Origin of the sequence: Agrococcus baldri (assembly GCA_900114805.1) — a bacterium.
GTDB classification, from domain to species: domain Bacteria; phylum Actinomycetota; class Actinomycetes; order Actinomycetales; family Microbacteriaceae; genus Agrococcus; species Agrococcus baldri.
In genome coordinates this window covers 220,908-242,849 of record FOZN01000002.1, presented here as the reverse complement: position 1 = coordinate 242,849, position 21,942 = coordinate 220,908, and the positions used below count along the sequence as shown (strand labels likewise).

Below are 21,942 nucleotides of genomic sequence, written 5' to 3'. Positions count from 1 at the left end.
GGCGCGCGGGCGCCGCTCGATAGACTCGGGTGTACGCGAACCCGTCGAAGGGAAGCTCCATGCCAGGAATCGTCATCGTCGGCGCCCAGTGGGGCGACGAGGGCAAGGGCAAGGCCACCGATCTGCTCGGCAGCCGCACCGACTACGTCGTCAAGTTCAACGGCGGCAACAACGCAGGGCACACGGTCGTCGTCGGCGACGAGAAGTACGCGCTGCACCTGCTGCCCTCCGGCATCCTCACCGAGGGTGTCACGCCCGTGATCGGCAACGGCGTGGTCATCGACCTCGAGGTGCTCTTCGACGAGCTCGAGGCCCTCTCGGCGCGTGGCGTCGATGTGTCGAAGCTGCGCATCTCCGCGAACGCGCACGTCATCACCGACTACCACCGCACGCTCGACAAGGTGACCGAGCGCTTCCTCGGCAAGCGCTCGATCGGCACCACCGGGCGGGGCATCGGCCCGACGTACGCCGACAAGATCAACCGCGTCGGCATCCGCATCCAGGATCTCTTCGACGAGTCCATCCTGCGGCAGAAGATCGAGGGCGCCCTCGACGTCAAGAACCACATGCTCACGAAGGTCTACAACCGCCGCGCGGTCACCTGCGACGAGATCTTCGACGACCTCACCTCCTACGTCGAGCGCATCCGCCCGATGGTGGGCGACACGGGGCTCGAGCTCTCGCGCGCGCTGGATGCCGGGCAGACTGTCGTGTTCGAGGCCGGCCAGGCGACGATGCTCGACATCGACCACGGCACCTACCCGTTCGTGACCTCCTCGACCGCCACGTCCGCCGGCGCAGCGCTCGGCTCGGGCGTCGCGCCGTCGCGCCTCGACCGGGTCATCGGCATCGTCAAGGCCTACACGACGCGCGTCGGCGCCGGCCCGTTCCCGACCGAGCTGTTCGACGAGTGGGGCGAGCTGCTGCGCAAGCAGGGCTTCGAGTTCGGCACCACCACCGGCCGCCCGCGCCGCTGCGGCTGGAACGACACCATCATCACCCGCTACGCCTCGCGCATCAACGGCCTCACCGACATCGTGCTCACGAAGCTCGATGTGCTCACCGGCATCGAGCAGATCCCGGTGTGCGTCGCCTACGAGGTCGACGGCGAGCGCTTCGACGAGATGCCCGTCTCGCAGTCCGACTTCCACCACGCGAAGCCGATCTACGAGAACCTGCCCGGCTGGAGCGAGGACATCACCGGTGCCCGCGAGCTCTCGGACCTGCCCGCGAATGCGCAGGCCTACGTGCGCTTCCTCGAGGAGCGCTCGGGCTCGCGCATCTCGGCGATCGGCGTGGGCGCCGACCGCGAGGCCATCGTGCAGGTGCACGACCTGATCGACTGATGCACCGCCGCGCCCCGTTCGGCATCAGAAGACGGGCGGATGCGCCGGGGCGCGCAGGCGGGCAGGCTCGCCCTCGTCCTTGACTGTGACACGGTGACAAGGTGCAGGCTGTGCTGCAGGAGGTGCTCCCCATGCCCACGACCCAGCAGGACAGCCAGCCCGAAAGCTCGCACCACAGCGCGCATGACGTGCAGCGCGCCGCCGGAGGGGCCGGCCTGCACGCCGCACTGACCCACGGGGATTCGTCGGTGCGGCTGCAGGCGGCGCTGACCGCCGGCACCTACCCCGACGATTCGCGGCTGGGCGCGCTGATCGCCCGCTTCGGCGCGGAGCCCGACTTCTACGTGCGCGACATGCTCACCTGGGCGGTCACGCGGCATCCGGCGACCGCCACGCTGCCACTGGTGGAGGCCGAGCTGGCATCGCCGGTCGCGCAGGCCCGGGCGCAGGCCCTGCACACGCTGTCGAAGCTCGGCGAGCCGTCGAGCTGGCCGGCGCTCGAGGCGGCGCTGCTGCACGACGCCGACGCCGAGGTGGCGCGCGCCGCGTGGCGCGCGGCGGTGACGCTGGTGCCGGCGGGCGAGGAGGCGCGGCTGGCAGCGCACCTGATCGCCGAGCTCGGCCGCGGCGATGCGGAGGTGCAGCGCAGCCTCAGCCGTGCGCTCGTCGAACTGGGTGACGCCGCGGTCCCCGCGCTCGAGGAGGCTGCCGCCGCCGGGAAGGAGCGGGTGCGGGTGCACGCCGTCGCGACCCTGGCGCTGCTGCGCGACCCCGACAGCAGCTTCGCCGGCCATCTCGAGGAGGCCACGCGGGCAGTCATCCGCCGCGATGCGCCGCAGCCGGTCGACACGGGAGCCGAACCGACGCCGGAGGACGTGCACCGGCCAGGCTCTGCGGTCGGTGCCGGCTGATGCTGATCGGCGAGGTCGCCCGCCGCTCGGGGGTCAGCAGCCGCATGCTGCGCCACTACGACCGGCTCGGTCTCGTCGTGCCCTCCGCGCGCACGAGCGGCGGCTACCGCGAGTATGCGCGAGCTGATGTCGAGCGGCTGCTGCGGGTCGAAGCGCTGCGCACCCTCGGGCTCTCGCTCGGCGAGATCGGCGCGCTGCTCGATGACGAGCGCTCCTCGCCCGCGGCGCTGGTGCCGCGGCTGATCGCGCAGGCCGAGGCGCGCATCGCGCACGAGCGCCAGCTGCTCGCACGGCTGCGCGGCATCGAGCAGGCCGGCTCCACCGATTGGGAGGGCGCGCTGCAGATCGTCAGCCTGCTGCGGGGCCTCGGGTCCGAGCAGCCGCTCGATCGCCAGCGAGCGGCGCTCGACGCGGGCACCGGCGGCACGCTCGGCGGCATCGCGCTGGCCGAGGCGGTCCTCGGCGAACAGGAGCAGAACGTGGCCGGCACGCTGCGCTGGGCGCTCGCGGCGGGCGATGCGGCGGCCGCGCTGCCGCCGCTCGCCGCAGCGCTCGCATCGGCAGAGCTCGAGGTGCGGCGCCGGGCGGTGGATGCGCTCGCCGACCTGCGGGGACCGGGGGCGGATGCGACCCTGCGGGTCGCGCTCGAGGACGCCGACCCGGTGGTGCGCGGTCGCGCGGCGCTCGCGCTGGCTGGCCGCGGCGACCACGCCGCCGAGCCGGTGCTGGTCGCCATGGTCGTCGAGGGTGAGCGCGACGTGGATGCGGCCGAGGCGCTCGCGAGCCTCGCCGAGGCCACGGGACCCGAGCCCAGCATCCGTCACCTGGTCGCGCGGCTGGAGGGCGCCGGGCCTGAGGTGCGCCGGCGCATCGCGCAGGCGCTCATCGAGCTGCCGGGACCTGTCGCGACTGCCGCTCTTCGGCGGCTCGCGGGCGACGACGAGCCCGGCGTGGCGATGACCGCGAGGGCGGCGCTGCGGCTCCTCGGCTGACGCGGCGTGCTCGAAGCGCTGCGCTGCGCTGTCGCGGCGTGCTCGAAGCGCTGCGACTACTGACCTGACGCGCCGTGCTCGAAGCCGATCAGCCAGCGCAGGCCGAAGCGGTCGACCACCTGGCCGTCGCTCGCGCCCCACGGGCGCTCCTGCAGCGCATCCAGCACCGTGCCGCCCTCGCAGAGCGCCTCGTACCAGCGCGTGAGCGTCTCCGGATCGGCGGTGCCGAGCAGCGCGACGCTCGCGCCCCGCATGTCGAGCGGCTCGTCGTCGCCGACCGCGTCGGTGCCGTAGAAGCTCACGGGGCCGACGAGCATGCCGTGCCCGATCGCATCCGCCGGGCCGTCCGTGCGACCCATGTCGGCGAGCGTGTGCAGCTCGAGCTCGCCGCCGAAGACCCCCTGGTAGAAGGTGAGCGCCTCGCGGGCGGTGCCGGGGAACCAGATGTAGATGGACATCGCTGTCATGGGTCGAGCCTTTCGTCGGTGCGTGTCGTCGGTCGCGGCAGTCGGAGTCGGCAGTCACTGGTGGCAGCCTGTGGGGGCAGTCAGTGACGACTGTCAGTGCTGACGGTCAGTGGTGGTGGTGCGCGGATGCGTCGACCGGCGTCGCACCCGGCCGGCTCCACTGCGGCGTCGGGCGTCCATCCGTGCGCCAGGCGGTGAAGGTCGCATCCTGCGGCCAGCCGGCGGGGGAATCCTCCCACGCCTCGCGCCGGCCGTAGGCGGTCATGTCGGCGATCGCCATCGAGCTCATCATCGCCTCGACGCCGCGACCGGTGATCCAGTTGGTCGCGAAGATGCGCTCGCCCCGGCGCAGCAGCGCCACGTAGGCGCCCTCGGTCTCGGGCCCGAGCAGCGGGTCGTCGACCTCGCGGTTCGAGAACCACGGATGCGTGTAGCCCATGAACGCGCGGAAGGGCGCGAGCTCGTCGATCGGCCCCCTGCTGAGCACGGCGAACGAGATGCCGCGGGCGTTGGGGTACGAGGCGTCGTGGAAGTCCCAGATCGTCGCGGTGCAGCCCTCGCACTGGCCCTCGATCGGCTGCCCGTCGTGCCACATGTGCTTGTACAGCACGAGCTGCGGGCGGCCGTCGAAGAGCTCGAGCAGCCGCACCGTGCCGTGCTCGCCGACGAGCTCGACGCTCGGCACCTCGGTCATCGGCAGCCGCCGCCTGGCGGCGGCGATCGCATCGCCCTCGCGGGTATGGGCCTTCTCGCGCGCCAGCAGCGCCTCGCGCTCGCGCAGCCACGCGTCGCGGTCGACGATCGGGGGCGCGGGCACACTCTCATCGGTCAGCGTCATGCCGCGATGTTAACGCCGTTCACATCACCGCGGAACCCCGCCGCCCGAAATTTCAACGTGTCAGGTGCGCAGCTGCCGCAATAATTGCGGCGAGCGTGCACCCGACACGTTGAGATCGGGTCAGATGACGCCGAGCGCCAGCATCGCGTCGGCGACGCGGTTGAAGCCGGCGATGTTGGCGCCCGCGACGTAGTCGCCCGGGCGGCCGTACTCCTCGGCGGTCTCGTAGCAGAGGTCGTGCACGCCCCGCATGATCTCGCCCAGCCGCTCGTCCGTGTGCTCGAAGGTCCACGAGTCGCGCGAGGCGTTCTGCTGCATCTCCAGCGCGCTGGTGGCGACGCCGCCGGCGTTCACGGCCTTGCCCGGCGCGAACGTCACGCCCGCCTCGCTGAAGAGCCTGGCCGCGCCCTGCGTGGTGGGCATGTTGGCGCCCTCGCCGACGAGTGTGCAGCCGTTCGCGATCAGCGTCGCGGCGTCATCCTCGTCGAGCTCGTTCTGCGTCGCGCACGGCACGGCGATGTCGCACGGCACGCTCCAGATGGTGTGCCCGTTCGACGAGAACGTCGAGCCCGGCCGGCGCTCGACGTACTCCGAGATGCGCGCACGGCGCACCTCCTTGATGTCCTTGAGCAGCTCCAGGTCGATGCCGGCCTCGTCGACGATGAAGCCGGAGGAGTCGCTGGCGGCGATGACGGTGCCGCCCAGCTGGTGCACCTTCTCGATGGCGTAGATCGCCACGTTGCCCGAACCCGAGACGACGACCCGCTTACCCTCGAAGGACTCGCCGCGCTCCTTGAGCACCTCGTCGAGGAAGTAGACCGTGCCGTAGCCGGTCGCCTCCTTGCGCACCTGCGAGCCGCCCCACGTGAGGCCCTTGCCGGTGAGCACGCCCGACTCGTAGTTGTTCGTCAGCCGCTTCCACTGCCCGAACATGTAGCCCAGCTCGCGACCGCCGACGCCGATGTCACCGGCGGGCACGTCGGTGTACTGGCCGATGTGACGCGAGAGCTCGGTCATGAACGACTGGCAGAAGCGCATGATCTCGCCGTCGGACTTGCCCTTGGGGTCGAAGTCGCTGCCGCCCTTGCCGCCGCCGATCGGCAGGCCGGTGAGGGAGTTCTTGAAGATCTGCTCGAAGCCGAGGAACTTCACGATGCCGAGGTAGACGCTCGGGTGGAAGCGCAGGCCGCCCTTGTACGGGCCCAGCGCCGAGTTGAACTGCACGCGGAAGCCGCGGTTGATCTGCACGGTGCCCTGGTCATCCACCCACGGCACGCGGAAGATGATCTGCCGCTCCGGCTCGACGATGCGGTTCAGGATCTGCGCGTCCACGTAGTCCGGCCGCTTGGCGACCACCGGCCCCAGGCTCTCCAGCACCTCGAAGACGGCCTGGTGGAACTCCGATTCGCCGGGGTTCCTGTGCAGCACGTCCTCGAAGACGGGCGTGAGGTGCGGGTGGAGCTGCGTCAACATCGGCCTCCTGGTGGTGTCAGACAACGGTCGATCCTACCGCGACGGCGTTTTCGTGCGTACGCGTCGCTTTCTTGCGCTCAGCCGCCCGCCGCCATGACGCCCGCGAGCCCGATGTCCGGGCGCCGGCCGGTGAGGATCCGCAGCGCCTCGACGCCGCGGTGACGAGCGGATGCGTTCACCGCGGCCAGGTGCAGCGCGTCGATCAGGTGCGCCGTCGGCGGCGTCCATTCGAGGCCCGCCGCGTCGGCGATGTCGATGCCGTGCACGGTGAGCTCGAACACGCGCGTGCGCAGGTACTCCTCCAGCGGCATGGCGACGCCGACGCCGGCGGTCGACGCCGTGCCGATCGCGATGCGCCGCTCAGGGTCGGCGGCATCGACCGCCGCGATGGCGGCGCTCGCGAGTCGGGCGAGGGCGTCCGGCAGGTCGGCACCGAGCTGCTGGGCGGCGGCCTTGCCCCGCAGCGCGATCGCCTCGTCGTCGCCCTGGCGTCGCAGCACCACCTCGAGGTACTCGCTCGCCGACTGCACCGTGGCCGCCGCGGGCTCCGGTGCCGCCAGGTAGTCGGTGACCGTGCTGATCGCGCGCGAGGCGTGGCCGATCAGCTCGCGCAGGCTCCATTCGCCCAGGCCCGGCCCGTCGAGGCGCTCGAGCGGCACGCGGTCGACCAGGGTGCAGAGCTCGAGGGCGGCCAGCTTGAAGTGCACGATCACCCCGGCATCGTCGCATTGGGGCGCCCCGGCCCGCCAGTCGGCGAGCACAATGGGCGCATGAGCAGCGACCGACCGGGCAGCGTCGACCACCCCGAGACCCTCGGCATCCTCGACCAACCCGTGCTGACGCATCCGCTCGTCACCCTCGAGCCGCTCGCGGCCTCGCACACGGGCGACCTCGTCGCCGCGGCGGCGGGCGGCGAGCTGTGGCAGCGCGCCTGGTACACCTCGGTGCCGGAGCCCGACGAGGCCGTCATGCTGGCGGAGATCGAGCGACGGATCGGTCTGCGCGACGTCGGCGCGATGGTGCCGTGGGCGATCGTCGTCGACGGGCGCGCGGTCGGCATGACCACCTACATGCACATCGACGCGGCGACGCCGCGGCTCGAGATCGGCTCGACCTGGCTGGCGGTGGCGGCGCAGGGCACGGGCGTGAACGCGGCGATGAAGCTGCTGCTGCTGGAGCGGGCGTTCGACCGGCTCGGCTGCGTCGCGGTGGAGTTCCGCACGCACTTCCACAACCGGCAGTCGCGCGACGCGATCGAGCGGCTGGGCGCGAAGCAGGATGGCGTGCTGCGCAGCCACGTGCTGCATCGCGGGCAGCTGCGCGACACCGTCGTCTACTCGATCGTCGCCTCCGAGTGGCCCGCCGTGCGGCTCGGGCTCGAGGCGCGGCTGGCGGTGCGCGGCTGAGCGTCAGCGCTCTCGCCGCACGCGCCCCTCGTGCCACACGGGCTGCTCGCTCTCGCGCACCTCGCCGTCGGCGCCGAAGATCAGGAACCGGTCGAAGCGCTCCGCGAACCAGCGGTCGTGCGTGACGGCGACCACGGTGCCCTCGAAGCGCTCGAGCGCGTCCTGCAGCGCCTCGGCCGAGAACAGGTCGAGGTTGTCGGTCGGCTCGTCGAGCAGCAGCAGCGTGGCGCCCGAGAGCTCGAGCAGCAGGATCTGCAGCCGCGCCTGCTGGCCGCCGGAGAGCTCCTCGAAGCGCTGCTGCGCCTGCCGCACGAGGCCGTAGCGGTCGAGCGCCGACGAGGCAGCCTCGCGACCCATGCCCTGCCGGTCGCCGTCGCCGCGGGCGAGGAGCTCGAGCAGGGTGCGCCCGACGTGCTCGGGATGCTCGTGCCGCTGCGCGAACAGGCCCGGCACCACCCGCGCACCCAGGCGCGCGACGCCGGTGTGCGGCACCGGCTCGAGCCGGGACCCGGGCTCGCTGACGTGGCCGAGCGTCGGATCGGGATCGGAGCCGCCGCGGGCGAGCAGCCGCAGGAAGTGCGACTTGCCCGAGCCGTTGGAGCCGAGCACCGCCACCCGGTCGCCGAGCCAGAGCTCCGCGTCGAACGGCTGCATGAGGCCCGTGAGCTCGAGGCGCTCGGCGACCACGGAGCGCTTGCCCGTGCGCGATCCGCGCAACCGCATCGTGACGTGCTGGTCGGGCGGACGGGCCTCCGGCGCGCCCGCGTCCTCGAAGCGGCGCAGGCGGGTGCGGGCCGCCTGGTAGCGCGACGCGAAGCCGTCGTTCGCCGAGGCCTTGGCCTTCATCGCCTCGACGAGACGCCGCAGCTTCGCGTGCTCCTCGTCCCACCGGCGCCGCAGCTCGTCGAGCCGCTCGAACCGCGCCTCGCGCGCCCGCCGGTAGTCGCCGAAGCCGCCGCCGTGCACCCACGCGGTGCTGCCCGCGGCGCCGCGCTCGAGGGTGACGATCCGGTCGGCCGCAGCGGCCAGCAGCGCCCGGTCGTGCGAGACGAGCAGCACCGCCTTGCGCGTCGAGCGCAGCGCATCCTCGAGCCAGCGCTTCGCGGGCACGTCGAGGTAGTTGTCGGGCTCGTCGAGCACCAGCACCTCGTGCTCGCTGCGCAGCAGGTACTCGAGCACGAGCCGCTTCTGCTCGCCGCCGGAGAGCGAGTCCACCGACCGGTGCCGGGCTCGTTCGAAGGGGATGCCGAGCGCCGCGACCGTGCATTCGTCGAAGCGCACCTCCTCGTCGTAGCCGCCCGCCTCCGCGTACTCGGCGATCGCTGTCGCGTAGCCGATGTGGGAGGCCTCGTCGTCGCGCTCGATCGCGGCGTCCTCGGCCTGCTCGAGCTGCTGCAGCACGGTGCGGATGCGCGCGGGCGCGACCGAGCCGAGCAGGCCGGCGACCGTGAGCCCGGGCTGGCCGACGCCGACGAGCTGGTCCATCACGCCGAGGGCGCCGTCGCGGTGCACGACGCCCGAGAGCGCCGGGAGCTCACCGCGAACGATGCGCAGCAGCGTTGTCTTCCCCGCGCCGTTCTCGCCGATGAGTGCGGTGGTCGTTCCTGCCGTGACGTGGAACGAGACGTCGTCGAGCAGCGGTTCGCCATCCGGCAGTGCGAAGGCGACCTGGTCGATGTGCAGGTGCGGCATGGTTCTCACCGCCGCTGGGCCGCGGCACGGGCACCCGTGGGGGACGAGCCGATCAGGCTAGCACTGCGGCGGCGAAAGACCCGGCGCGACCGCCGCGGATCAGCGAGCGTTCTAGGCTGGAGGCATGGCCACCCCCGAGGAGCAGCTGCAGCGCTACCGGCGCTCGATCGACAACGTCGACGCGGTGCTGCTCCACACGCTCGCCGAGCGCTTCAAGCTGACGCAGTCGGTGGGCGAGCTAAAGGCCGAGCACGGGATGCCGCCGAGCGATCCGGCGCGCGAGCGCGAGCAGATCGCGCGGCTGCGGCGGCTGGCGGAGGACGCCGATCTCGACCCCGAGTTCGCCGAGAAGTTCCTGAACTTCGTGATCGCCGAGGTCATCCACCACCACGAGCGGATCGCGGGCAGCGACTAGCGGTCAGTGCGCGCGGCGGTTGTGCTCGCGCACCATCGCGGCGGTGCGGAAGAGGTCGCTGATCCACCAGATCGCGGCCGCCGCCGGCACCGCCAGCAGCCACAGGGGCGCGGCGCTGTCGCCGGTCTGCACGACCACTGCGGCGGCGGCGGCGAACGACAGCATCATCTGCACGATGCCCGAGCCGAGCCTGCCGAGGTAGTAGCGGTGCGCGCCCAGCAGGCCGAGCGCGATCAGCAGCACGTAGGCGGTCGCCATCTGCTTCGACGGGCGGCCGGTGGGCTGCGCGGCGGCACCCTCCCAGGCGATCGGCCGCCCCGGTGCGCCGCCGCCGGCGGCCGGGCGCGGCAGCGGCCCGGTGCCGCGCACCGGGCGCTCGTCGTCGCCGCCGTTGGCACGCTTGGCCCGCCCGCCGACAGTCGGGTCGAAGGTCAGCGAGCGGTCGAGCGTCGGCCGCTCCGGCCGCGCCTCCGGCTGCGCCACCTCGCTCGGCTCGGCCCAGGGTGCGTAGGCGCCCCAGTGGGTGCCGCTCCACCAGCGGCGCCTGCCGTCGGGGTCGTCGTGCCAGCCGGGGGCATCGGGCTGGGGATCGCTCACGTCGTCCACTGTATGACGGCGCTTGCCGGCGGCGGAACCGCTTCGGCGAGCCCTGAGCCTCAGGCGCGCTCGGCGGCCGCCGCGATGTCGTCGAGATCCTGCTGCATCATCTTCCGCGTCACCGACATGCCGATGCCGGAGGTCAGCTTCGCCATCGCCCGCTGCAGCCACGACGGCGAGACATAGCTGCCGCTGAAGCGCATCCGCAGCAGCGTGCCCTCCGACTCGGCGGTGCCGCCGGCGCCCTTCCCGCCGGCGAGCGGCTCGAGCGTGAACTCGGTGCGGTACGCCAGGCCGTGGGCTTCGGCCGCGATCATGGTCGAGCGCCCCTCGTCGATGCCGACGACCTCCATCTCCTCCGTCGACTCGCCGCCCATCGCCTTCCGCGTCTCCCGCCAGCGGGTGCCGATCGACCAGCCCATGCCCGCGAGCCGCTCGATGCGGCTCACACCCGACAGCACCGCCTCGGAGCCCTCCAGGTCGGTGATGACGCGCCACACCGCATCCGTCGACGCATCGATCGAGCGCTCGAGCGTCAGCGCGATATCGCTCATGCCGGCGGCCAGACGCCGATGACCAGCGCCATCGCGGTGATCACGAGCAGCTCGTTGAGGGCGGTGTGGCCGGTGACGCGGAAGCCGCGCGGGTCGAAGGCGTCGTGCACGACCACGCGCGCGAGGGTGAAGCCGACGAAGAGGATCCAGGCGGTGATGAGGGTGTTGAGCAGGAAGCTGCCGCCGTAGAACTCCTGCGAGAGCCAGGCGGCGCCGGCGAGCACCCAGGCGGTCGCGAACGCGCACACGATGATCAGCGGGTACACCCACGGCTTCGGCCCGCTGCCGACCGTCTCGTCGGTATGGCCGATCGCCTTCATCCACGAGGCGCCGAGCACCTTCGGGTGGTAGTAGACGAAGCCGACCAGCATCGCGGCGACCGTCGCGAGCAGGACGGCCCAGATGTTGATGGCGGGCACGGTGAGCTCCATGGCTGAAGCATAGATTGGACACTGCACGCCATGGCGTCCGATCTCAACGTGTGAGGTGTCGCTCCGCCGCACACAGTGCGCTGGACGCGCACCTCACACGTTGAGAATCCGGTCGGGTCAGGCGAAGCGGGCCAGCGGTGCCCGGTTCGCCGCACGCAGCTCGTCGAGCGAGAGCGTCGCGACGTCCTGGATCTCGACCGTGGCGCTGGTCGCGTCGGTGACGCCGATGCGCAGCACGGGTACGCCGCGCGCCTCGCACATGCCGCTGAACTTCACCTCGTCCTCGCGGGCCACGGCGACGATCGCGCGGGCGCCCGACTCGGAGAAGAGCGCAGCGGTCTCGTCGATGCCATCGCGCTCGGTGAGGCCTGAGAGCCAGATGCGCGCGCCGATGCCGAAGCGCAGCGATGCCTCGACGACGGCCATGCCGAGCCCGCCCTCCGAGAGGTCGTGCGCGGCGGTGGCGAGGCCTTCGAAGGCGATGCCCTGCATGAGGCCGGCGAGCCGCTTCTCGGCCGCCAGGTCGACGCGCGGCGGGACGCCGCCGAGGTGGTCGTGGATGGCGCCGGCCCACGCGGAGCCGTCGAGCTCGTCGCGGGTGGTGCCGAGCAGGAACAGCGCCTGCCCGTCGTCCTGCCAGCCAGAGGGGATCCGCCTGTCGACGTCGTCGATCAGGCCCAGCACGCCGACGACGGGCGTCGGGTGGATCTGCGTCTCGCCGGTCTGGTTGTAGAACGAGACGTTGCCGCCGGTGACCGGGATGCCGAGCTCGACGCATCCGTCTGCCAGGCCGTCGACCGCCTCGGCGAACTGCCACATGACCGCGGGGATCTCGGGATTGCCGAAGTTCAGGCAGTCGCTGATGCCCACCGGCGTCGCGCCGGTGACGGCGACGTTGCGGTACGACTCGGCCAGTGCCGCCTTCGCCCCCTCGCGCGGGTCGAGCTGGCAGTAGCGGCCGTTCGCGTCGACCGAGACGGCGAAGCCGAGCCCCGACTCCTCGTCGATGCGCACCATGCCGGCGTCGTCGGGCATCGACAGCGCCGTGTTGCCGAGCACGTAGTCGTCGTACTGGTCGGTGATCCAGGATGCGTCGGCCAGGTTCGGGGTGCCGGTGAGGGTGCGCAGCTGGTCGCCGAGGGCCGCGCCGCTCACGCGCGGCAGCGCGGCGGCGGTGTCGGCCTGCAGCGCGTCCTGCCAGATCGGGCGCTCCATCGGGCGGTCGTAGACGGGGGAGTCGATCGCGACCGTCTTCGGGTCGACGTCGACGATCGTCTCGCCTGAGTGCGTGATGACCAGGCGGCCGTCGCGGGTGACCTCTCCCAGCACGCTCGTCTCGACATCCCACTTGGCCGTGATCGCCAGGAACTCGTCGAGCTTCTCAGGGCTGACGATGCCCATCATGCGCTCCTGCGACTCCGACATGAGGATCTCCTCGGCCGTGAGCGTCGGGTCGCGCAGCAGCACGTGGTCGAGCTCGACCTGCATGCCGGAGTCGCCGTTGGCGGCCAGCTCGCTGGTCGCGCAGGAGATGCCGGCGGCGCCCAGATCCTGGATGCCCTCGACCACGCCCGCGGCGTAGAGCTCGAGGCAGCACTCGATGAGCACCTTCTCGGCGAAGGGGTCGCCGACCTGCACGGCCGGGCGCTTGGCGGGGCCCTCGTCGTCGAACGACTCTGACGCGAGGATGGAGGCGCCGCCGATGCCGTCGCCGCCGGTGCGGGCGCCGAAGAGCACGACCTTGTTGCCGACGCCGGTGGCGTTCGCGAGGTGCAGATCCTCATGCCGCAGCACGCCGACAGCGAGCGCGTTCACGAGCGGGTTGCCCTGGTAGACGGCGTCGAAGACCGTCTCGCCGCCGATGTTGGGCAGGCCGAGGCAGTTGCCGTAGAAGGAGATGCCGCCCACGACGCCGTGCACGACCCGAGCGGTGTCGGGGTGGTCGATCTCGCCGAAGCGCAGCGCATCCATCACCGCGACCGGGCGCGCGCCCATCGAGATGATGTCGCGTACGATGCCGCCGACGCCGGTGGCCGCGCCCTGGAAGGGCTCGACGAACGAGGGGTGGTTGTGCGACTCGATCTTGAAGGTGACGGCCCAGCCCTCGCCGGCGTCGATGACGCCGGCGTTCTGGCCCATGCCGACCATCAGCCGCTCCCGCATCTCGGGGGTGACCTTCTCGCCGAACCGGCGCAGGTGCGTCTTCGACGACTTGTAGGAGCAGTGCTCGCTCCACATCACCGAGTACATCGCGAGCTCGGCGCTCGTGGGGCGGCGCCCGAGGATCGTGCGGATCCGCTCGTACTCGTCGGGCTTCAGGCCGAGCGCCGCGAAGGGCTGCTCGCGCTCGGGGGTCGATGCGGCGACCTCGACGGTGTCACGGGGGGTCTTGGTCACGGGTCTCCTCAGACGACTCGGGGGATGCGTCGATCCTATCGAGGCTCGCGCGCCCGTTCAGGGGGCGGATGCGAGCGCGCGATGCCGAGCGGCTGCCGCGGCGACCCCGTCGTGGGCGAGCTCGGGGTCAGGCGAACCACTCGGTGGGCGGGCCCGCCTGCAGCAGCAGGAAGAAGACGATCGCGACCAGGATCACCACGGCGATCACCAGCAGCACCGCGTGGTTGATCGCCCAGCGGAAGAGCCGGTCGATCGGGCGCTGGTCGCGGGGATCGTCGGTGGCCTGCATGCGCCAGTCGCCCTCGAGCATCCCGCGGCGCTCGAGGCGGCGCTCCCACGGGATCGTCGCGTACGGCACGATCGCCGTCACGATGCCCAGCAGCACGGTGCCCGCGCTCCAGCGCTGGTTGTGGCCGACCACGAGCTGCATCGCGCCGTAGGAGAGGAAGACGAAGCCGTGGATCGGCCCGGCGATCGGCACGAGCGTGTCGAGCTGGAAGGCGTACTTCGCGATGATCGCGATGATCAGCAGCGTCCAGGTGACGGCCTCGGCGATCGCGAGGAAGCGGTAGATCCGCTTCGGAGCGAGGCGGGACGAGGTGGTGCGCGAGGCGTCTGTCATGTAGCCAGTCTACATCTGGGCCTCAGGCCGCCACGGCCTCCAGCGCGCTCTTGAAGATCTCCAGCCCGTCGAGGCCGGCCTTCATGCGCGTGGTCGTCGGGCCGAAGCCGAGCTCGACCGCGTGCTCGGGGTGCGGCATGAGGCCCACCACGTTGCCGGCGGCGTTCGACAGCCCGGCGATGTCGTCGATCGAGCCGTTCGGGTTCTCGCCCAGGTAGCGGAACGCGACGAGGCCCTCGCCCTCGAGGCGCTCGACCTCCTCGGGCGTCGCGACGAAGCGGCCCTCGCCGTTCTTCAGCGGGATGACGATCTCCTGGCCCTCGTCGAAGCGGTTCGTCCAGGCGGTGTCGGTGCGCTCGACGCGCAGGCGCTGGTCGCGGCGCACGAACAGGCCGGTCTCGTTGCGCACCAGGCCGCCGGGCAGCAGGTGCGCCTCGGCCAGCATCTGGAAGCCGTTGCAGATGCCCAGCACGGGCATGCCCCTGTTCGCCGCGTCGACGACCTCCGTCATGATCGGCGAGAGTGCGGCGATCGCGCCGCAGCGCAGGTAGTCGCCGTAGGAGAAGCCGCCCGGAAGCACGAGCGCGTCGACGCCGTGCAGGTCGTGCTCGCCGTGCCAGAGCGCCACCGGCTCGTGGCCCGCGAGCCGCACGGCCCGCTGCGCGTCCCGGTCGTCGAGCGTGCCCGGGAAGGTGATGACACCGACCTTCACTTGCCGACCTCCGCCTCGTCGACCACGTGCACGCCGACGACGTCCTCGATCACGGTGTTCGCGAGCACCTCGTCGGCGACCGTGCGCACCTGCTCGAGCAGCGCATCCGTCACGTCGCCGTCGATGCGCAGCTCGAAGCGCTTGCCCACGCGCACGTCGCCGACGGCCTCGTGGCCGAGCCGGGCGAGGGCGCGCGAGACGGCCTTGCCCTGCGGATCGAGGATCTCTGCCTTGGGCATGACGTCGACGACGATGAGGGCCATGGGTCGCTCCCTGCGAATGAGTGGATGGGGGTGCACCACCAGTCTACGGAAGGACGCGGTCGGCGGATGCGCGCGTCGCGTCCGCGCGCGGGGTCGCGGCGATGCCCGGGTGCTGCCCCGCGCGGCGGGCTAGTGTTCTGCCATGACGTTCAGGGGCGACGCGAACTTCGACACCAGCGCGGTCAGCAAGGGCGGCGGTGGCGGCGGCATCGGCGGCGGCACGATCGCGGTCGGCGGTGGCGGCATCATCACGGTGATCCTCGTGATCGTCTCGATGATCTTCGGCGTCGACCTCACGGGGCTCGCGCCCGGCGACCCCATCCAGCCGCAGTCGCAGGAGCAGTCGCAGGGGTCTGAAGAGGTGACCGGCTGCACCGGCGCCGACGCCAACGACCCGGCCAACGTCACCTGCCGCATGGAGGGCGGGGCCGACTCGATGTCGGCCTTCTGGACGGCCACTATGCAGTCGAACGAGCTGGAGTACGCCGATCCCACCGTGCAGCTGTTCGACCGGCAGGTCTCGACCGGCTGCGGCGACGCCACGAGCGCGGTCGGCCCGTTCTACTGCCCGCCCGACCAGCGCATCTACCTCGACGAGACCTTCTTCGCACAGATGCGCGACCAGTTCGGCGCTCAGGGCGGCAACCTGGCGGAGATGTACGTGCTCGCGCACGAGTGGGGCCACCACATCCAGAACGTCACCGGCCAACTCGGCCGCGTGCAGCAGGGCGACACCGGGCCGCAGTCGTCGGCCGTGCGCAGCGAGCTGCAGGCCGACTGCTATGCCGGCGCTTGGATCGCCGCCGCACCGCAGACCGCCGACGACGACGGCAGCGCGCCCGTGATCGAAGCGGTCACCGAAGAGCAGATGCAGCAGGCGCTCGACGCCGCGCGAACCATCGGCGACGACCGGCTGCAGCAGATGGGCGGCGGCGGCGTGAACCCCGACGGCTGGACGCACGGCTCGAGCGAGCAGCGCCAGACGTGGCTCTCGAACGGCTTCAACGGCGGCGTCGGCGCCTGCGACACCTGGAACGCGCCGCAGGTCTGAGTCAGTCGGCGGTGAGCCGCTCCAGCAGCTCGCCGTAGCGGGCGGCCGTGCGCTCGACGATCGCCGGCGGCAGCGCGGGAGCCTCGCCCTCGCCCGCCCAGTTGTCGGCCAGCCAGTCGCGCACGATCTGCTTGTCGAACGACTCGACGCGGCCCTGGGCCAGCGCCGCCGCATCCCAGTAGCGCGACGAGTCCGAGGTGAGCACCTCATCGGCGAGCAGCAGCTCGCCCGTCACCCGGTCGCGGCCGAACTCGAACTTCGTGTCGGCCAGCACGAGCCCCGCCTCAGCGGCGATGACGGCGGCCCGCCGGTAGACCGACAGGCTCAGCTCGCGGATCGCCTCGGCGTCCTCCCGCCCGACCAGCTCGACGGTGCGCTCGAACGAGACGTTCTCGTCGTGCTCGCCCTGCGGCGCCTTCCATGCGGGCGTGTAGATCGGCTCGGGCAGCTCGACGCCGTCGGCCAGGCCCGCGGGCAGCTCGACGCCCGAGATCGAGCCGACCTGCTGGTACTCCTTCAGCCCCGAGCCGGTGACGCGGCCGCGCACGACGCACTCGATCGGCAGCATGTCGAGGGTGCGCACGAGCATCGCCCGATCGGCGACGGATGCGGGGGTGCGGGCATCGGCGTCGGGCGCGAGCTGCGAGGGCAGGCCGAGCCGCTCCGTCCACCACAGCGACAGCGAGGTCAGCAGGGCGCCCTTGCCGGGGATGGCCGGCTCGAGCACCTGGTCGAAAGCCGAGACGCGATCGGAGGCGACCATCAGCATCTCGGGCGCGCTCTCGAGCGACTGCCCCTCGGCGACGTAGAGGTCGCGCACCTTGCCGCTGTAGGCGAGGCTCCAGCCGGGCAGCTCGAGACCCGCCTCCGCCGAGCTCATGCCCCGGCCGCGATGTCGGTGCGCGCCTGGCCACCGAGCAGCTCGATCTTGCCGAGCGCCTCGTAGGCGCGCTCGCGAGCCTGGGCGAGCGTCGCGCCCGTGCCGACGACGTTGAGCACCCGGCCGCCCGTGGCGGTCAGCCCCTGCTCGCCCTCGCCGGTCGCGGCGTGCAGCACCTGCACGCCGTCCACGGCGGCTGCGGCGTCCACGCCGGCGATCAGGCGGCCGGTGACCGGCTCGGCCGGGTAGCCCTCGCTCGCGAGCACCACCGTCACCGCCGCCGAGTCGCGCCACACCAGTGGCGCGGCGGTGCCGAGGGTGCCGTTCGCGGCCGCCAGCAGCGCATCCGCCAGACCTGACTCGATGCGCGGCAGCACCACCTGCGTCTCGGGGTCGCCGAAGCGGGCGTTGAACTCGATCACCTTCACGCCCGACTTCGTCACGATCAGGCCGCAGTAGAGCAGCCCGGCGAAGGGCGTGCCGGCCTCGGCCATCGCGCGGATCGTCGGCTTCGCGACCGACTCGACCACCTCGTCGACGAAGGCCTGCTCGCTGCCGAATCGCTCGGCGAGCCACGGCAGCGGCGAGTATGCGCCCATGCCGCCGGTGTTCGGGCCGGCGTCGCCGTCGCCGAGCCGCTTGTAGTCCTGCGCGGGGGCGAGCGGCACGACCGATTCGCCGTCGGTGAGCACGAACAGGCTCACCTCGGGCCCGGCCAGGTACTCCTCGATCAGCAGCGGGCCGTCGGGCAGGAAGGCCTCGGCGTGCGCCTCGGCCGCCTCGCGGTCCGCGGTGACGATGACGCCCTTGCCGGCGGCGAGCCCGTCGGCCTTCAGCACGAACGGGGGCTTGGAGGCGTCGAGCGCAGCCCGCACCTCGTCCATGGTCGTGGCCGTGGTGTCGATGCCGGTGGGCACGCCGGCGCGCGCCATGACCTCCTTCGCGAACGACTTCGAGCCCTCGATGCGCGCGGCCGCCTGCGTCGGTCCGAAGACCGGCACGCCCGCCTTCTGCAGCGCATCCGCCACCCCCGCCACCAGCGGCGCCTCCGGGCCGATCACGACCAGGTCGAAGCCGCCCTCGGTGGCGAGCTCGGTGACGAGCTGCGGCGACTTGATGTCGAGCCGCACCGTCTCGACGTCGCGCTTGATGCCGGCGTTGCCCGGCGCTGCGGTGATGTCGTGACCGCCCTCCGCCAGGAGTGCCGCGATGATGGCGTGCTCGCGCGCGCCGCTGCCGAGAACCAGGATTCGCACCGGCCCAGTCTATGAACGATGCGGGACGGCCGGGCCGCCAGCTCGGATGGATCGCCTATGAGCCACCCCGCATCACCCGATGGCTACCCTCGGAACGTGGCCAAGCGCATCCCCGATACCGATGGCATGGACGCCGTGCGCGCCGCTCTGGCGCCCGGCGCGGAGCGTGCGCAGACGGCGCTCGCGGTGCGCTACACGCTGCAGTGCCTGGCCGATCGGGCACCCGGCAAGAGCGTCGAGATGCGGGTGCCGCCCTTCGGGGCCGTGCAGGCGGTCGAGGGCCCCGGCCACACCCGCGGCACCCCGCCGAACGTGATCGAGACCGATGCGGCGACCTGGCTGGCGCTCGCGTGCGGCACGGAGACGTGGGCGGATGCGGTGGGTCGCGGAGCCGTGCACGCCTCGGGCGTGCGCGCCGACGTGTCGCCCTGGCTGCCGCTCGTCCGCCTGCCTCACCCGAAGGGCGACTGAGCCCGCCATACTGAGCACATGGCGCAGGTCGTGCAGTCCAAGGGGTGGGTCGGTCCGCTCGTCACCACGGTGATCGGTGTCATCCTCTTGCTCAACGGCGTGCCCGCGCTGATCCAGTGGCTCCCGTGGGTGGCGCAGACTGCGCTCGTGATGGGCATGGACTACGCGCTCGAGACTGCGCTCGTGCCGGTGCTGCTCGCCGGCGCCGCGACGTTCATCGGCTTCCTCATGATGCGCGGCGGCTTCGGCGCCCTCCGGGAGCGTGCGCGCGGTGCCGCCCGGCGCACGCAGGAGCAGGTGCGCAGCGGCGTGCAGCAGGTGCAGCGCGAGGCGACGCAGCGCTACGGCGAGGCGAGCTCGCAGGCCGAGCACCTGGTCAGCAAGGTGCCGCAGTCGTGGCGGGAGCGCATCAACGCGGCCGCCGCGGCGGTGGAGCAGGAGCGCGCTGCGCGCGCGATCGATCACGCCCACCCCGAGTGGGAGGGGCAGGGCGCACGGCGCGCGGCCGAGCAGCCCCAGCAGTTTCGCGGCCAGGGCCAGCAGCAGGGCCAGGGCGAGCAGTGGCAGCAGGGGCACCAGCAGCCGCGCCAGCCGCAGCAGCAGCCGCCGCAGCAGCGCCAGCCGCCGCGGCAGCAGCAGCTGCCCGGTGGGGACCGGCTCTCGCGCATCGAGGAGCTGCGCTCGCGCGTCGACTCGAAGGTGCAGCAGGCGTCGCAGGGCCAGGACGCCCACCGCGCCGCCGAGCAGGCGCGGCGGGCGGCCGAGGCCGCGGCCGCGCGCGTGCGCCAGGGGCTGCCGACCCACCTCGACGAGGCGACCGAGGCGCTGGTCGGCAGGCTCGACCTGGCCGACGCCGAGCGGATGCGCCGTCGCGGCTCCTCGCTCGTGCGCTCGTCGCTGACCACCAGCGCGCTGTCGAAGACCTCGCTGCGCACGAACTCGCTCTTCCGCCACCGCCGCTGAGAGGCGCAGCCCGCCGCCGGGGCCGTTCTCCAGACGCCCATCTGGTCCTTGACCGGCCGAGATCTCGTTGCGGAACCGCCCACCCGTCTGACGGTCGGAGCGTGCGCGGGGCGACCCGACGCATCCGCCCGCCCTGAGACGCAGATCGGCCCCCGCCGAGGCAGGGGCCGATCCAGCGGTCAGGCGGTCAGAGCGACCAGACCAGCAGGATGCCCGCGAACACCAGCCCGGAGGCGATGAGCGTCACGGTGGTGTAGCCGAGGATGTCGCGCATCTTCAGGCCCGCGATCGCCAGCAGCGGCAGCGCCCAGAACGGCTGGATCATGTTGGTCCACTGGTCGCCGTAGGCGACCGCCATGATCGGGATGGCCGGGTCGACGCCCAGCCGCTCTGCGGCGTCGAGCATGATCGGCGCCTGCACCGCGAACTGCCCGCCGCCCGAGGGCACGAAGAAGTTCACCAGGCCCGCCGACAGCAGCGCGAAGATGCCGAACGTCGTCGGGTTCGAGATGGCGACGAAGCCGTCCGAGAAGACCTGCACGAGGCCCGAGCCGGTCATGATGCCGAGGATGCCCGCGTAGAGCGGGAACTGCAGCAGGATCTCACCGACGTTGGAGGCGGCCTCCTTGGTGAGGCGAATGATCTCGAACGGGCTGCGCACCACCAGGAAGATGAGCGCCAGGAACGACCAGTTGACGATGTCGAGCGTGATGGTGCCGCCCTGCACGAAGTGCACCACCAGGTAGAACACCAGCGCTGCGCCGACGATGAGCGTGATGATGCGGCTGGCGTCGATGCGGTCGGCGGGGGTGACGACCTCCTCCTCCTGCTCGACGATGTGCTCGCGCGCGTCGAGCTGCAGCTCGACGATCCTGTCGGCGCCGCGGGGCGCCACGAGCGAGAGTGCGACGGCGACGGCGACGATCGTGACGACGGCGCCGATGAGGTTGGGCAGGGCGAACGTGGTCTCGGTGATCGGGATGACCTCGCCGCCGAGGTGCTCGGCGATGAACGAGTCAGGCGTCGCGGCGGTCAGCGGCCCCGAGCCCGAGTAGCCCATGTGCCAGACGACGAAGCCTGAGAAGCCGGCGGCGACGAGCATCGGGAAGTGCAGCTTGAGGCCGCGCTCCTTGCCGGAGGCCGCGACCTCGCGCGCCAGCAGGCCGCCGACGACGAGGCCGAGGCCCCAGGTGATCAGCGAGGCGACCGCCGCGATGACGAAGACGAACAGGTAGGCCTGCACGGGCGTCTGCGGCAGTGACGCGAGCCGGCGCAGGAGCTTGCGCACCGGCCGCGTGTTGGCGAGCATGTGGCCGAGCAGCAGGATGAGCGCCATCTGCGTCATGAAGGCGAGCAGACCGGCCAGCCCGTCGCCCCAGTACGTGACCAGGTCGACCGGGTTGGTCTGCGTCACCGTCAGGGCGAGCAGCGCCACGATCAGCGTCAGGACGATCGCGAAGACGAGCGCCGACGGTATCCACCGTTCGACGACGTTGTTGATGGGGCGCATCGCGCGTGCGAGCGGGGCTCCGGACTGCTTCGTTCCGGCAGGCGTGTTCGCCATGGTTCACCTCGTTGTGCAAGGGGCGGGAGGGGTTGCAATGGGCCAAGGGCACCATGGGCGAGGCTACCGAAGGTTCGTGTCGGAGGGATGCGGTGGGGCGCGCCCGCGGGGCCTCCGGCAGTGGGATGATCGGGGCATGGACCAGACGCCCGATCCTGCCGACCAGCACGACGGCGGGCAGCCCGCAGCGCAGCGCCGCCATGACGTCGAGGTGCGGGTGCGGCGCTCGCCGAGGTTCGGCGTCTTCATGCTGCTCGGCGCCGTGGTCGGCGCGCTCGTCGCCTGGCTGGTCTCCGCGGTGCAGGCGCCGGGGGTCGACGAGGCCGGTCAGCCCGTCGACACCACCGGAATCCTCGGCCTGGCGATCGTGGTCGGCGTGGTGCTCGGCGTCGGCGTCGGCGCGGTCGTCGCGCTGCTGGTCGACCGCGCGCTCGCCAAGCGCGGCCGCATGCTGATGGCCGAGCAGACCGACGTCGAGGCGCCCGAGCAGCCGCAGGCGGCGGTCGCGCCCTCCGACGCCGGCGAGGCATCGTTCGAGCACCTCGCGCACGACGAGGCCGCTGAGCCCGAACGCCGGCCGCTGCCCGGCGAGCCCGGCGACGACCAGGCGCAGGAGCGCGACCGCCCCAGCGGAATCTGAG

The 21,942-nt window shown here is 72.1% G+C and carries 24 protein-coding genes; 9 read left to right on the top strand and 15 right to left on the bottom strand.

Features of this window, described 5'->3' with window-relative positions; translation table 11 throughout:
• Positions 1-59 precede the first annotated feature (59 nt).
• From BM288_RS05315 to BM288_RS05305, 3 genes are all read left to right on the top strand, one after another.
• The gene (locus tag BM288_RS05315) at positions 60-1,346 is read left to right on the top strand and encodes an adenylosuccinate synthase (RefSeq protein ID WP_092916671.1); all 1,287 of its coding nucleotides are present in this window, start codon (positions 60-62) and stop codon (positions 1,344-1,346) included.
• Between the two features lie 131 nt (positions 1,347-1,477).
• Complete coding sequence (locus tag BM288_RS05310; protein ID WP_143103027.1) at positions 1,478-2,257, top strand: HEAT repeat domain-containing protein; 780 nt, start codon at positions 1,478-1,480, stop codon at positions 2,255-2,257.
• Entirely contained in the window at positions 2,257-3,249 is a 993-nt protein-coding gene (locus BM288_RS05305; protein WP_092916669.1) for a MerR family transcriptional regulator, read from the top strand. The genes BM288_RS05310 and BM288_RS05305 overlap by 1 nt, the downstream gene beginning before the upstream one ends.
• Before the next feature lie 56 nt (positions 3,250-3,305).
• On the opposite strand, the gene BM288_RS05300 is transcribed toward BM288_RS05305, so the two are convergent.
• The 4 genes from BM288_RS05300 to BM288_RS05285 form a co-directional block, all read right to left on the bottom strand.
• The gene (locus tag BM288_RS05300) at positions 3,306-3,716 is read right to left on the bottom strand and encodes a VOC family protein (RefSeq protein WP_092916667.1); all 411 of its coding nucleotides are present in this window, start codon (positions 3,714-3,716) and stop codon (positions 3,306-3,308) included.
• 106 nt (positions 3,717-3,822) lie between these two features.
• Entirely contained in the window at positions 3,823-4,554 is a 732-nt protein-coding gene (locus BM288_RS05295; protein ID WP_092916665.1) for a DUF899 family protein, read from the bottom strand.
• A 120-nt stretch (positions 4,555-4,674) separates the two neighbouring features.
• The gene (gdhA, locus tag BM288_RS05290) at positions 4,675-6,027 is read right to left on the bottom strand and encodes an NADP-specific glutamate dehydrogenase (protein WP_318255421.1); all 1,353 of its coding nucleotides are present in this window, start codon (positions 6,025-6,027) and stop codon (positions 4,675-4,677) included.
• A gap of 77 nt (positions 6,028-6,104) precedes the next feature.
• The gene (locus BM288_RS05285) at positions 6,105-6,740 is read right to left on the bottom strand and encodes a maleylpyruvate isomerase N-terminal domain-containing protein (protein WP_177220259.1); all 636 of its coding nucleotides are present in this window, start codon (positions 6,738-6,740) and stop codon (positions 6,105-6,107) included.
• 57 nt (positions 6,741-6,797) lie between these two features.
• Between BM288_RS05285 and BM288_RS05280 the strand changes: the two genes are divergently transcribed.
• A complete protein-coding gene (locus tag BM288_RS05280; RefSeq protein ID WP_092916661.1) occupies positions 6,798-7,433 on the top strand; it encodes a GNAT family N-acetyltransferase in 636 nt (211 codons plus the stop codon).
• Positions 7,434-7,436: 3 nt separating this feature from the next.
• Here BM288_RS05280 and BM288_RS05275 read toward each other — a convergent pair whose 3' ends face one another.
• Positions 7,437-9,125 (bottom strand): ATP-binding cassette domain-containing protein, encoded by a 1,689-nt coding sequence (locus tag BM288_RS05275; protein WP_092916658.1) that lies wholly within the window; start codon positions 9,123-9,125, stop codon positions 7,437-7,439.
• A 124-nt stretch (positions 9,126-9,249) separates the two neighbouring features.
• Here BM288_RS05275 and BM288_RS05270 point away from each other — a divergent pair, with 124 nt between their 5' ends.
• Positions 9,250-9,540, top strand: coding sequence for a chorismate mutase (locus BM288_RS05270; RefSeq protein WP_092916656.1), 291 nt, complete (start codon positions 9,250-9,252; stop codon positions 9,538-9,540).
• 3 nt (positions 9,541-9,543) lie between these two features.
• Here BM288_RS05270 and BM288_RS05265 read toward each other — a convergent pair whose 3' ends face one another.
• The 7 genes from BM288_RS05265 to purS form a co-directional block, all read right to left on the bottom strand.
• Positions 9,544-10,137 (bottom strand): NINE protein, encoded by a 594-nt coding sequence (locus BM288_RS05265; protein WP_092916654.1) that lies wholly within the window; start codon positions 10,135-10,137, stop codon positions 9,544-9,546.
• Between the two features lie 59 nt (positions 10,138-10,196).
• Entirely contained in the window at positions 10,197-10,691 is a 495-nt protein-coding gene (locus BM288_RS05260) for an SRPBCC family protein (protein WP_092916652.1), read from the bottom strand.
• The gene (locus BM288_RS05255) at positions 10,688-11,122 is read right to left on the bottom strand and encodes a DUF1761 domain-containing protein (protein ID WP_092916650.1); all 435 of its coding nucleotides are present in this window, start codon (positions 11,120-11,122) and stop codon (positions 10,688-10,690) included. The genes BM288_RS05260 and BM288_RS05255 overlap by 4 nt, the downstream gene beginning before the upstream one ends.
• Positions 11,123-11,239: 117 nt before the next feature.
• Positions 11,240-13,519: a phosphoribosylformylglycinamidine synthase subunit PurL gene (gene purL, locus BM288_RS05250; protein ID WP_318255349.1), complete on the bottom strand. Its 2,280-nt coding sequence runs from the start codon at positions 13,517-13,519 to the stop codon at positions 11,240-11,242.
• A 127-nt stretch (positions 13,520-13,646) separates the two neighbouring features.
• The gene (locus BM288_RS05245; protein ID WP_092916646.1) at positions 13,647-14,141 is read right to left on the bottom strand and encodes a DUF3817 domain-containing protein; all 495 of its coding nucleotides are present in this window, start codon (positions 14,139-14,141) and stop codon (positions 13,647-13,649) included.
• A 22-nt stretch (positions 14,142-14,163) separates the two neighbouring features.
• Entirely contained in the window at positions 14,164-14,853 is a 690-nt protein-coding gene (gene purQ / locus BM288_RS05240; RefSeq protein WP_092916644.1) for a phosphoribosylformylglycinamidine synthase subunit PurQ, read from the bottom strand.
• The gene (gene purS, locus BM288_RS05235; RefSeq protein ID WP_092916642.1) at positions 14,850-15,116 is read right to left on the bottom strand and encodes a phosphoribosylformylglycinamidine synthase subunit PurS; all 267 of its coding nucleotides are present in this window, start codon (positions 15,114-15,116) and stop codon (positions 14,850-14,852) included. Before purS ends, purQ begins: the two co-directional genes overlap by 4 nt.
• 142 nt (positions 15,117-15,258) lie before the next feature.
• Here purS and ypfJ point away from each other — a divergent pair, with 142 nt between their 5' ends.
• Positions 15,259-16,167 (top strand): KPN_02809 family neutral zinc metallopeptidase, encoded by a 909-nt coding sequence (ypfJ, locus tag BM288_RS05230; RefSeq protein ID WP_092916640.1) that lies wholly within the window; start codon positions 15,259-15,261, stop codon positions 16,165-16,167.
• A 1-nt stretch (position 16,168) separates the two neighbouring features.
• Here ypfJ and BM288_RS05225 read toward each other — a convergent pair whose 3' ends face one another.
• The gene (locus BM288_RS05225; RefSeq protein WP_092916638.1) at positions 16,169-17,047 is read right to left on the bottom strand and encodes a phosphoribosylaminoimidazolesuccinocarboxamide synthase; all 879 of its coding nucleotides are present in this window, start codon (positions 17,045-17,047) and stop codon (positions 16,169-16,171) included.
• Positions 17,044-18,303 carry a phosphoribosylamine--glycine ligase gene (purD, locus tag BM288_RS05220; protein WP_092916636.1) on the bottom strand — a complete coding sequence of 420 codons (1,260 nt, stop codon included), beginning with the start codon at positions 18,301-18,303 and terminating at the stop codon, positions 17,044-17,046. The genes BM288_RS05225 and purD overlap by 4 nt, the downstream gene beginning before the upstream one ends.
• 96 nt (positions 18,304-18,399) lie before the next feature.
• Between purD and BM288_RS05215 the strand changes: the two genes are divergently transcribed.
• Together BM288_RS05215 and BM288_RS05210 are read left to right on the top strand one after the other, a co-directional pair.
• The gene (locus BM288_RS05215) at positions 18,400-18,774 is read left to right on the top strand and encodes a sterol carrier family protein (protein ID WP_092916634.1); all 375 of its coding nucleotides are present in this window, start codon (positions 18,400-18,402) and stop codon (positions 18,772-18,774) included.
• 18 nt (positions 18,775-18,792) lie between these two features.
• Positions 18,793-19,737, top strand: a complete 945-nt coding sequence (locus BM288_RS05210; RefSeq protein ID WP_092916632.1) for a hypothetical protein — start codon at positions 18,793-18,795, stop codon at positions 19,735-19,737.
• 187 nt (positions 19,738-19,924) lie between these two features.
• On the opposite strand, the gene BM288_RS05205 is transcribed toward BM288_RS05210, so the two are convergent.
• Positions 19,925-21,301, bottom strand: a complete 1,377-nt coding sequence (locus tag BM288_RS05205) for a short-chain fatty acid transporter (RefSeq protein ID WP_318255348.1) — start codon at positions 21,299-21,301, stop codon at positions 19,925-19,927.
• A gap of 136 nt (positions 21,302-21,437) precedes the next feature.
• Here BM288_RS05205 and BM288_RS05200 point away from each other — a divergent pair, with 136 nt between their 5' ends.
• Entirely contained in the window at positions 21,438-21,941 is a 504-nt protein-coding gene (locus tag BM288_RS05200) for a hypothetical protein (RefSeq protein ID WP_092916630.1), read from the top strand.
• Position 21,942 lies beyond the last annotated feature (1 nt).

What these genes read in the sequence shown, in the direction of transcription:
- BM288_RS05315 (WP_092916671.1), top strand. Translation starts at nt 60, where the DNA reads ATGCCAGGAATCGTCATCGTCGGCGCCCAGTGGGGCGACGAGGGCAAG.
- BM288_RS05310 (WP_143103027.1), top strand. Translation starts at nt 1,478, where the DNA reads ATGCCCACGACCCAGCAGGACAGCCAGCCCGAAAGCTCGCACCACAGC.
- BM288_RS05305 (WP_092916669.1), top strand. Translation starts at nt 2,257, where the DNA reads ATGCTGATCGGCGAGGTCGCCCGCCGCTCGGGGGTCAGCAGCCGCATG.
- BM288_RS05300 (WP_092916667.1), bottom strand. Translation starts at nt 3,716, where the DNA reads ATGACAGCGATGTCCATCTACATCTGGTTCCCCGGCACCGCCCGCGAG.
- BM288_RS05295 (WP_092916665.1), bottom strand. Translation starts at nt 4,554, where the DNA reads ATGACGCTGACCGATGAGAGTGTGCCCGCGCCCCCGATCGTCGACCGC.
- gdhA (WP_318255421.1), bottom strand. Translation starts at nt 6,027, where the DNA reads ATGTTGACGCAGCTCCACCCGCACCTCACGCCCGTCTTCGAGGACGTG.
- BM288_RS05280 (WP_092916661.1), top strand. Translation starts at nt 6,798, where the DNA reads ATGAGCAGCGACCGACCGGGCAGCGTCGACCACCCCGAGACCCTCGGC.
- BM288_RS05275 (WP_092916658.1), bottom strand. Translation starts at nt 9,125, where the DNA reads ATGCCGCACCTGCACATCGACCAGGTCGCCTTCGCACTGCCGGATGGC.
- BM288_RS05270 (WP_092916656.1), top strand. Translation starts at nt 9,250, where the DNA reads ATGGCCACCCCCGAGGAGCAGCTGCAGCGCTACCGGCGCTCGATCGAC.
- BM288_RS05260 (WP_092916652.1), bottom strand. Translation starts at nt 10,691, where the DNA reads ATGAGCGATATCGCGCTGACGCTCGAGCGCTCGATCGATGCGTCGACG.
- BM288_RS05255 (WP_092916650.1), bottom strand. Translation starts at nt 11,122, where the DNA reads ATGGAGCTCACCGTGCCCGCCATCAACATCTGGGCCGTCCTGCTCGCG.
- BM288_RS05245 (WP_092916646.1), bottom strand. Translation starts at nt 14,141, where the DNA reads ATGACAGACGCCTCGCGCACCACCTCGTCCCGCCTCGCTCCGAAGCGG.
- purS (WP_092916642.1), bottom strand. Translation starts at nt 15,116, where the DNA reads ATGGCCCTCATCGTCGTCGACGTCATGCCCAAGGCAGAGATCCTCGAT.
- ypfJ (WP_092916640.1), top strand. Translation starts at nt 15,259, where the DNA reads ATGACGTTCAGGGGCGACGCGAACTTCGACACCAGCGCGGTCAGCAAG.
- BM288_RS05225 (WP_092916638.1), bottom strand. Translation starts at nt 17,047, where the DNA reads ATGAGCTCGGCGGAGGCGGGTCTCGAGCTGCCCGGCTGGAGCCTCGCC.
- BM288_RS05210 (WP_092916632.1), top strand. Translation starts at nt 18,793, where the DNA reads ATGGCGCAGGTCGTGCAGTCCAAGGGGTGGGTCGGTCCGCTCGTCACC.
- BM288_RS05205 (WP_318255348.1), bottom strand. Translation starts at nt 21,301, where the DNA reads ATGGCGAACACGCCTGCCGGAACGAAGCAGTCCGGAGCCCCGCTCGCA.
- BM288_RS05200 (WP_092916630.1), top strand. Translation starts at nt 21,438, where the DNA reads ATGGACCAGACGCCCGATCCTGCCGACCAGCACGACGGCGGGCAGCCC.